At 41.1% G+C, this 6,803-nt stretch carries 4 protein-coding genes; all 4 read right to left on the bottom strand.

Features of this window, described 5'->3' with window-relative positions; genetic code table 11:
- Positions 1-174 precede the first annotated feature (174 nt).
- The 4 genes from AB5Z12_RS17445 to AB5Z12_RS17430 are packed head-to-tail and all read right to left on the bottom strand — an operon-like array spanning position 175 to position 6,785.
- Positions 175-4,272 carry an isopeptide-forming domain-containing fimbrial protein gene (locus AB5Z12_RS17445; RefSeq protein WP_173716456.1) on the bottom strand — a complete coding sequence of 1,366 codons (4,098 nt, stop codon included), beginning with the start codon at positions 4,270-4,272 and terminating at the stop codon, positions 175-177.
- Positions 4,269-4,904 carry a hypothetical protein gene (locus tag AB5Z12_RS17440; RefSeq protein WP_148462756.1) on the bottom strand — a complete coding sequence of 212 codons (636 nt, stop codon included), beginning with the start codon at positions 4,902-4,904 and terminating at the stop codon, positions 4,269-4,271. Before AB5Z12_RS17440 ends, AB5Z12_RS17445 begins: the two co-directional genes overlap by 4 nt.
- 1 nt (position 4,905) lies before the next feature.
- A complete protein-coding gene (locus AB5Z12_RS17435; RefSeq protein ID WP_368357414.1) occupies positions 4,906-5,400 on the bottom strand; it encodes a signal peptidase I in 495 nt (164 codons plus the stop codon).
- Complete coding sequence (locus AB5Z12_RS17430) at positions 5,397-6,785, bottom strand: hypothetical protein (RefSeq protein ID WP_368357415.1); 1,389 nt, start codon at positions 6,783-6,785, stop codon at positions 5,397-5,399. The genes AB5Z12_RS17435 and AB5Z12_RS17430 overlap by 4 nt, the downstream gene beginning before the upstream one ends.
- Between the last annotated feature and the right edge of the window lie 18 nt (positions 6,786-6,803).

The raw sequence follows: 6,803 nt of genomic DNA, 5'->3' as shown, positions 1-6,803 counted from the left end.
CAATATAACAAGCCCCAGCAAAAAGCCGGGGCTAATACTTCAATTATTTTAGGACATTTTCAAAAACGCTTGACACACTTATTTTCAAATTTTTTCAAAAAATATAAAATAATTAAAATTTTTTGCTGCAGCACCTGCCGCTGCAACCTGGCAGGTACTGCTATACTGCATTTTTCATTTTTCAGGAATAACAATATTCCGCACATAATCTGTATCTGTCAGTAAGCCATCTCCGCTTTTCTTGTTTGTAAAGGAAGCGGTCCCATTCTGATTTCCGGACAGATCAAACTGAACAGTATTTCCCTGTACAGTTCCATTTACTACCTGGTCAATTTTCTCCAGTTTATACCGCATAACTTTACTCTCCTGAACCTGGTATTTCCCTGCCGGAAGTGCGAATACAGCCCTTTTGCTTACATCTGCCCGGGTGTCTGTGTTTTCTTTTGTAAATTCCACAGTTTTAGAGTAAATACGTTCTTCTCCATCCAGATCTGTTCCTTTCACCGTGAATGTAAAGGCCGGATTTCCCTGTCCCCAGACAATTTCATCTCCATGAAGAATTTTGTTTATTGTAAGAGTCACCATCTTCACATCTGTCATCTGGAACTTCTGAACTCCAGATGTACTTTTTACCGTACAAATCACCGGTTTTCCTTTTTTGTAACCGGAAGGAGCTGTTATTTCTGTAAGTACATATTCTCCGGCTGGCAGTTTATTAATCCTATGAGCAGTTTTCCCGGACGTCCAGGTGTCGATCACTTTTCCGCTTTTATCCGTCAACTGCATAACAGCTCCTGCAACAGCTTCACCTGTCACCTTATCCGTCTTTAAAAATTCCGCTTTTATATAACGGTTTTCAATTACCATTGTATAACCTTGCTCATTCTTTACCAATCCATTTGCATCCACAGTAAATTTATAAACTGTGTTATCTAAAACATATCCGGCAGGTACTGCTGTCTCCTGTATACAATATGTTGCAGGTGACAGCCCTTCCAATTTTATTAATCCGTTTTTGTTTGTTGTGTATGTTGTTCCCGCCGAATCTGCATTTGCACTGCTTTCCCATAAACGGAATTTTACGCCTTCAATAGGAGGACGATTTCCTCCTGCTTCTTCCGTTTCTGTTACTTTTTTGATGTACAGATGCATTTTCTGATTTCTGACAAGGATCGCTTTTTCAGGCTCTGTTTTGCTTAAATTCGCCTCAAATACCTGCCGGCTGATTGCATATCCCTCAGGTGGTCTTACCTCACTTACCTTATATTTTCCAAGATAAATATCTTTTGAAATGGCTGTTCCATTTCTATCCGTTACTATAGTATCTGCTACAGTCCCAGCTCTCAGCAAAATATTTCCAGAAGCAGAACGGATGTCCTCCAAAGCTGTGATCTGAAATTTTCCATTCTGCAGTGCCTTTCCTGTCTCATCCACTTTTCTTATAGTAATATGACCTTTTGGAACTTTTTCCTTTACAATCACCTTGGTCTTTTCTGTATTTTTTGATGTGGAAGAAGGTTCTCCTCCGATCCAGTTAAAAGTACTTGTAGCAATATTGTATATATGGGCTTCCAGTACATCCGGATTTTGATTTGCTACATAGTACTGCTGTAAGTTACTGTTACTCTTCAATCCAACAGTAAGTAAAAGACGCACGGATTTTCCATAACAGCGCTCTGGCAATTCTGCCACAGAAGACAAGGTAATCGAATTTCCAGCAACATTCAGACTCCAATCTCCGCGTACACTGTCAGAAGCGCCAAATGAAGCTTCTACTGTCTGATCAAGATATATCTGAACCCCTTTCAGTTCAAAACAGTCTGCCAAAGTATCCTGGATTTTAAATTTGGAAATTTTCCATTCTCTTTTATTGGAAGGAATTTCCTGAACAATTTCAAACACACTTTCAAAATCTCTGCCAGTATACTCTGCAGTAACTATTCTCTGATTTTCCCTTAGAATCCATTTTTGAGGATTCTTTGGTTCGGTTCTGTTTACGCTTGCCCTATCTGCAACATTGTTCGAGGTAATTGTTACAGCCTGCGAGTCTCCTTTATGCTGTGTCGTAACAGTAAAATGATTGCTGGTCACATAAGAAGCTACAGTTCCGTTATAAGTACAGGAAATCTCTCCTGGTACCATTCTGGCGTTAAAAATCACATCATAGGATTTCCCATAAAATCCTCTGTCACCAAGAGCAGCTTCTGTTGCCTTTAAGGTAATGTTCTTTCCATTTACAGATATCTGGAACCGTCCATCCACTCTGTTCTGCCCGTTTTCATAAACCTCCGCTGTTGCAGCTGTCAATTCTGCTCCCGCAGGCAATGTATCTGCAATTTCCATTCTGGTCATATACCCGCCAAATTCATTATCCGGCACATTTATATTCAGTTTATATTTATACTCACTGTCCGGACCTGGAAGAAGAAGGTCTTCTCTCCATACCCCATCCTGCAAATTGGCAGTATACTTCTTTACAGAGGCATTCACTACTTTGTTTTTATATCTTGTACAATCTGTAGTCACTTCATCTGACCAGGAAGTTCCTGCGAGCCCATTTATATGCTGACAGGTAATCGAAGCCTTATTTTTTACCTCATAACGGTAACTGTCACCACTATAAACCGGTGTTATTTCAGTAGGATCCATTCTCACTTTTATCTGAAACTCATATGTTTTTCCATAAAAGTCCGCCTGTGACAATGCTGCCTGTGTAGCCTGAAAATTTATCACATCCCCATCTGTAGAAATACTAAACCATGAGGTTACATCATTCTCTGAAGGCAGCATCTTTACAGCTGCGTAACCAGCGAAATCGACTCCTGCCGGCAGGGTATCACTGACTTCGCAAGAGCTGTAATAATACGCTGAATGCTCTTCCGGGATATCTGTCTGCAAGGTATAATAAAATTCCGAGGTACTGTCAGACAAGGTGTTTGACGTTCCCTGGGAAGCCAGTGTATTTCCAGTCTTTTTTACAAGGCCAGGATACTCTACCGGACCATAGCCTTTCGCATCCCAGTTAAGTCCGGCAGACGTTTTACAGGTTCCAGTCTGTACATCAGCAAATACACTTTTGATCCTGCTTGCTGTTTCAATAGAATAAGCTCCGCAACCAGGCCGCAGAATTGCCAGATAGAAGCCGGATGAATTGTCCAGCTCATAAACAACTGTATTTTGCGGAATCTCTCCGTCAACGGCAGGTGCCGGTGCGGTAAGAACTTCAAAGTTTTTGGAAAATAAAGTTTTCTTCACTACATTTACTACAGAATCAGTTGTCGCATACCGGTGTCCTATAGAACCATTCTGAAGATTGATTCCAAATCTCTGGTACAAATCAATATCCAGCCATCGAAAACGATAGTTGCCTGCAACCGGAATATCTGTACCGCTTTTTACAATATCAATTTTGATTTCCTGTGCAGAGAGCTCATCCTTAAAGCTGATCCACAATTCATTTGAATTGCTGACACCAAACATAGGATAAATTCCCGTTATTTTATTTCCCTTGTAATCGTAGGTATAATCCTGATAATTATTACAGGTAAGAAGAAGGTCTACCTTCGTATTTGCTTCTTTATTGTATCCTACATGTGTAACACGAAAACCAAATTTTCCTTTTGCATTGTTATTAAGTGGAACAAAATACGGTCCCTCTACCATTGCTCCCTGCTTCATTCCTGAAATAACGTCATTTCCTGCATTGTTCCATGAATAAACCTGGGTATCCGCATTCCAGCCAAGTCTTGTATATTTGCTGCTGAAAAGCGTACTTCCATTTGCAACAGCGGTAAAACCGCCCTTTCCTTCTCTTACAGGAGTTCCTTCCTGTGCATAATTTTCCGGAGCAACATATGCATCAATCAAGTCATCTGTGCTGCCATCTTCAAGCACTTCCAGACCATCTTGAAAAAACATGGAATCCTCTCCTGAAGTTTCCATTTCCTCCAAAGAAGACAAAAATTCTCCATCCTCATTTGCAATCAGTCCACTCTGAAAAAATTTCTCCTCTTCTGAAACATTCCTGTCGGCTTCTGTACTGTCTGTTTCTGTACTATCTGTTTCTGCCCCATCCATTTCATCATGAGCAGGATTTTCTTCACATTCAGCTTCTTCAGGCGCTGTATTGTCTTGCATTACTTCCTGCGCTTCCGTTTCAGTTGACACCTTCTCATCTTCCTGTGCCCTTACTGCCCAGCCAGGATAGGAGAACGCTACAGGCACAGCCAGAGCCGCGGCCAATATAGTTTTTTTCAGATTTCTTTTTCTCATCCCCTCGCCTCCTTCTGGTCAATATCAGCCTGTTTCAAATATTCCTGATAGATTTCTTTCATGGTTTTGCTTCCATCCTGTTCCTGAATAACGCTGGCAATCACAGGTACATCATAGCTTACACTTGCATCCAATTCCCCCTCTAAATAGGAAACAGCAGCAAGTTTTCGAAATAGCGGTGTAGTGGATTCTCCTGGGTTCAAAACACTTTTATAGCCGTAAATATATTTTTTGTTTCCTGAGGTTTTCTCCTGATAAAGAAGAGTCCACTTCGTCTCGTCTGCCTGAAATGTAAACAATTCTCTGTTTTCTCTTATTGTTTTTCTGCCTGTACTGCCATCCAGAACAGCTATACTTCTCATAGGAACATTTACCTCCAGAAAAACATTTGCACTGTTTTCCCCTATATTTTTTACAACCGGATCTTTTTCCAGGATCTGACCGGGATAAACCTTTGACGCTTTTTGCGTATCCCAGTGGGCTTCTGTAAGCTGCGCCTTTACAGATCCTGCCGTAAAAACATTCTTTACTTCGCCGGCAGATTTGCTTAAATACGCAGCTGTTCCCCCGGCAAAAGACATAGTTCCGACAAGCAGCCCCATAACTGCCAAAAAGCTTCTTTTTTTCCTCAACTTATCTCACTCTCCTTTTTGTCTGCCCTTCAAAAATTTCTGTTGCCAGATAAATTGCAAACAGGAAAAAGACTGCCGCAATTTTACCCGTTCTGCTTCCTGTAAAGTTCAGCACATATCCGGCAAAAGGGATGCAAAATACAACCGTGCCCTGCAGATTTTCCCACTTTACCGGTTTTGTATCCTGATATTGATTGGAATCCCCTTTTGTTACAAAAAAATGCTTTTCCTTATTGTTTTCAGCTACCCGGTGTGTAATCATTGTTCTCCCTTGTTCTGTGGTAAATGTAATGATCTCCCCTTTTTCTACTTTTTCCGGCTCCTTTTCCTTCACATATATGGCACTTCCAACTGGCAAATCAGGGCTCATGCTTCCAGACATTACGCTGTAACATTTCATGCCATATATCTGGGGAAACGAAAGTCCGACTAACAAAATGACAAAAATCCCCCATATGATTTTCAACAGACCTTTTCCCCAGATTTTTAATCTCATCTGTCTTTTTCCTTTCTGTACAGTTTTCTTGCAGTTACTGCAAGAACCACCGCAGCTGCAAATAGCGCAAACCATCTTGCCAGCAGATTTGTGTTATCTCCGGTTTTAGGGCTTGCAGACGCAGTTGCATACACTTTTTCTCCTGCTGCTCCATTTAAGCTTTCCCCTCCACCGTTGTATCCACTTCCACCACTGTTTCCGTTTTCGCCATACTTTCCATTTCCGCTTTTATTTCCATTTCCGCCGTTATTTCCGTTATTTCCGTCATCTCCATTGTTCTCATCGTCATTGTGCCCCCGGTCACCATTTCCATTTTGACCGGAAGATGAATCCGAAGAGGCCTGACTCGCAGAAAATACCCATTTCACTTTTCCCAACAGTTCCTGATATTCATTATCCATCTCTTCACTTAAAGACAATTTTACAATCAGATTTTTTCCTGCTCCTGGTTTAAACTCACCAAGGGAAATGTCTTTTTTCATGCTCCAGCCTTTTTTCGTCAGATTTCCATCTACAGTTCCATGATAAAGAACTTTATTGTTCTCCAGAATTTCAATCTTTGCATAACTGGTAAGAAGCTTCCGTATCAGCTCCAGATTCTTTTTGCTGTACTTGTTCTGTTTGGCAGCTTCCGCCTGAAGGCTCATCTTAATGTTTAAATCCGAGTTATTAGCAAGCCTTATTGTCTGGCTTCTTGTACATCCAGGCTGCAGGTTCTTAAAATTTGCAAACAGATCTGTTTTCTCGCCGCCAATGATCAGCTTATGATTTTTGTCAAAAATCACACTGGTAACAACTTCGCAAGTACATGGCTGATAGGTAATTCCAAGATCCTTCTCATTTTTTCCCCATATTGCTTTCATTTCGCCGCTCTCTGCCTGTATACTCTCCAGATTTACAATAATTCTTGCCTCTTTGTTCTTATAACGGTTGTCTGCTTTTTCAGAGAGATAGTAGCTGTCCATCAGAGGCTTTTTCGTGGTTTTTCCTGCCGGCAATACATCCTTATAGTACCAGTAGCCGTCCTCACACAGCTTCCAGAGATCGGTGTTGTAATGAATTTCGATCATCTCAGGATCCAGTTCCCGATTTTCCAGAAACTGACCGGTTTCACTGATACTCCCAAATACTCTTCCAATTTTTATCCGGACAAAGGAATCCACAGTTCCTTCATTTTTTATATTTACCTCTTTCACCACTTTCTGTCCCGGATCTACATGATCTGGCCTTACATAATTTTCCTGTATGGAATTTTTGTAAGAGGACATGGACAGCAGATTTACTGCATATTCAGATACATTCCAGGCAGCCAGCGCAGTACCGCATGCAAGCAGCAGTACTGCCACCACAGTTATGCAGATACTTGTGCACTTATGCTTCTTCATGGTATCTCTTCCTTTCTG

Origin of the sequence: Ruminococcus sp. RTP21358st1_G6_RTP21358_211008 (genome assembly GCF_040908885.1) — a bacterium.
GTDB classification, from domain to species: Bacteria; Bacillota; Clostridia; order Lachnospirales; family Lachnospiraceae; genus Blautia_A; species Blautia_A faecis.
Note: the sequence above shows the minus strand (reverse complement) of the source record. Positions and strands in the feature narration are given on the sequence as shown.

Bases quoted from the DNA above. Each gene is read 5' to 3' on its own strand.
- AB5Z12_RS17445 (WP_173716456.1), bottom strand. From the start codon at position 4,272: ATGAGAAAAAGAAATCTGAAAAAAACTATATTGGCCGCGGCTCTGGCT.
- AB5Z12_RS17435 (WP_368357414.1), bottom strand. From the start codon at position 5,400: ATGAGATTAAAAATCTGGGGAAAAGGTCTGTTGAAAATCATATGGGGG.
- AB5Z12_RS17430 (WP_368357415.1), bottom strand. From the start codon at position 6,785: ATGAAGAAGCATAAGTGCACAAGTATCTGCATAACTGTGGTGGCAGTA.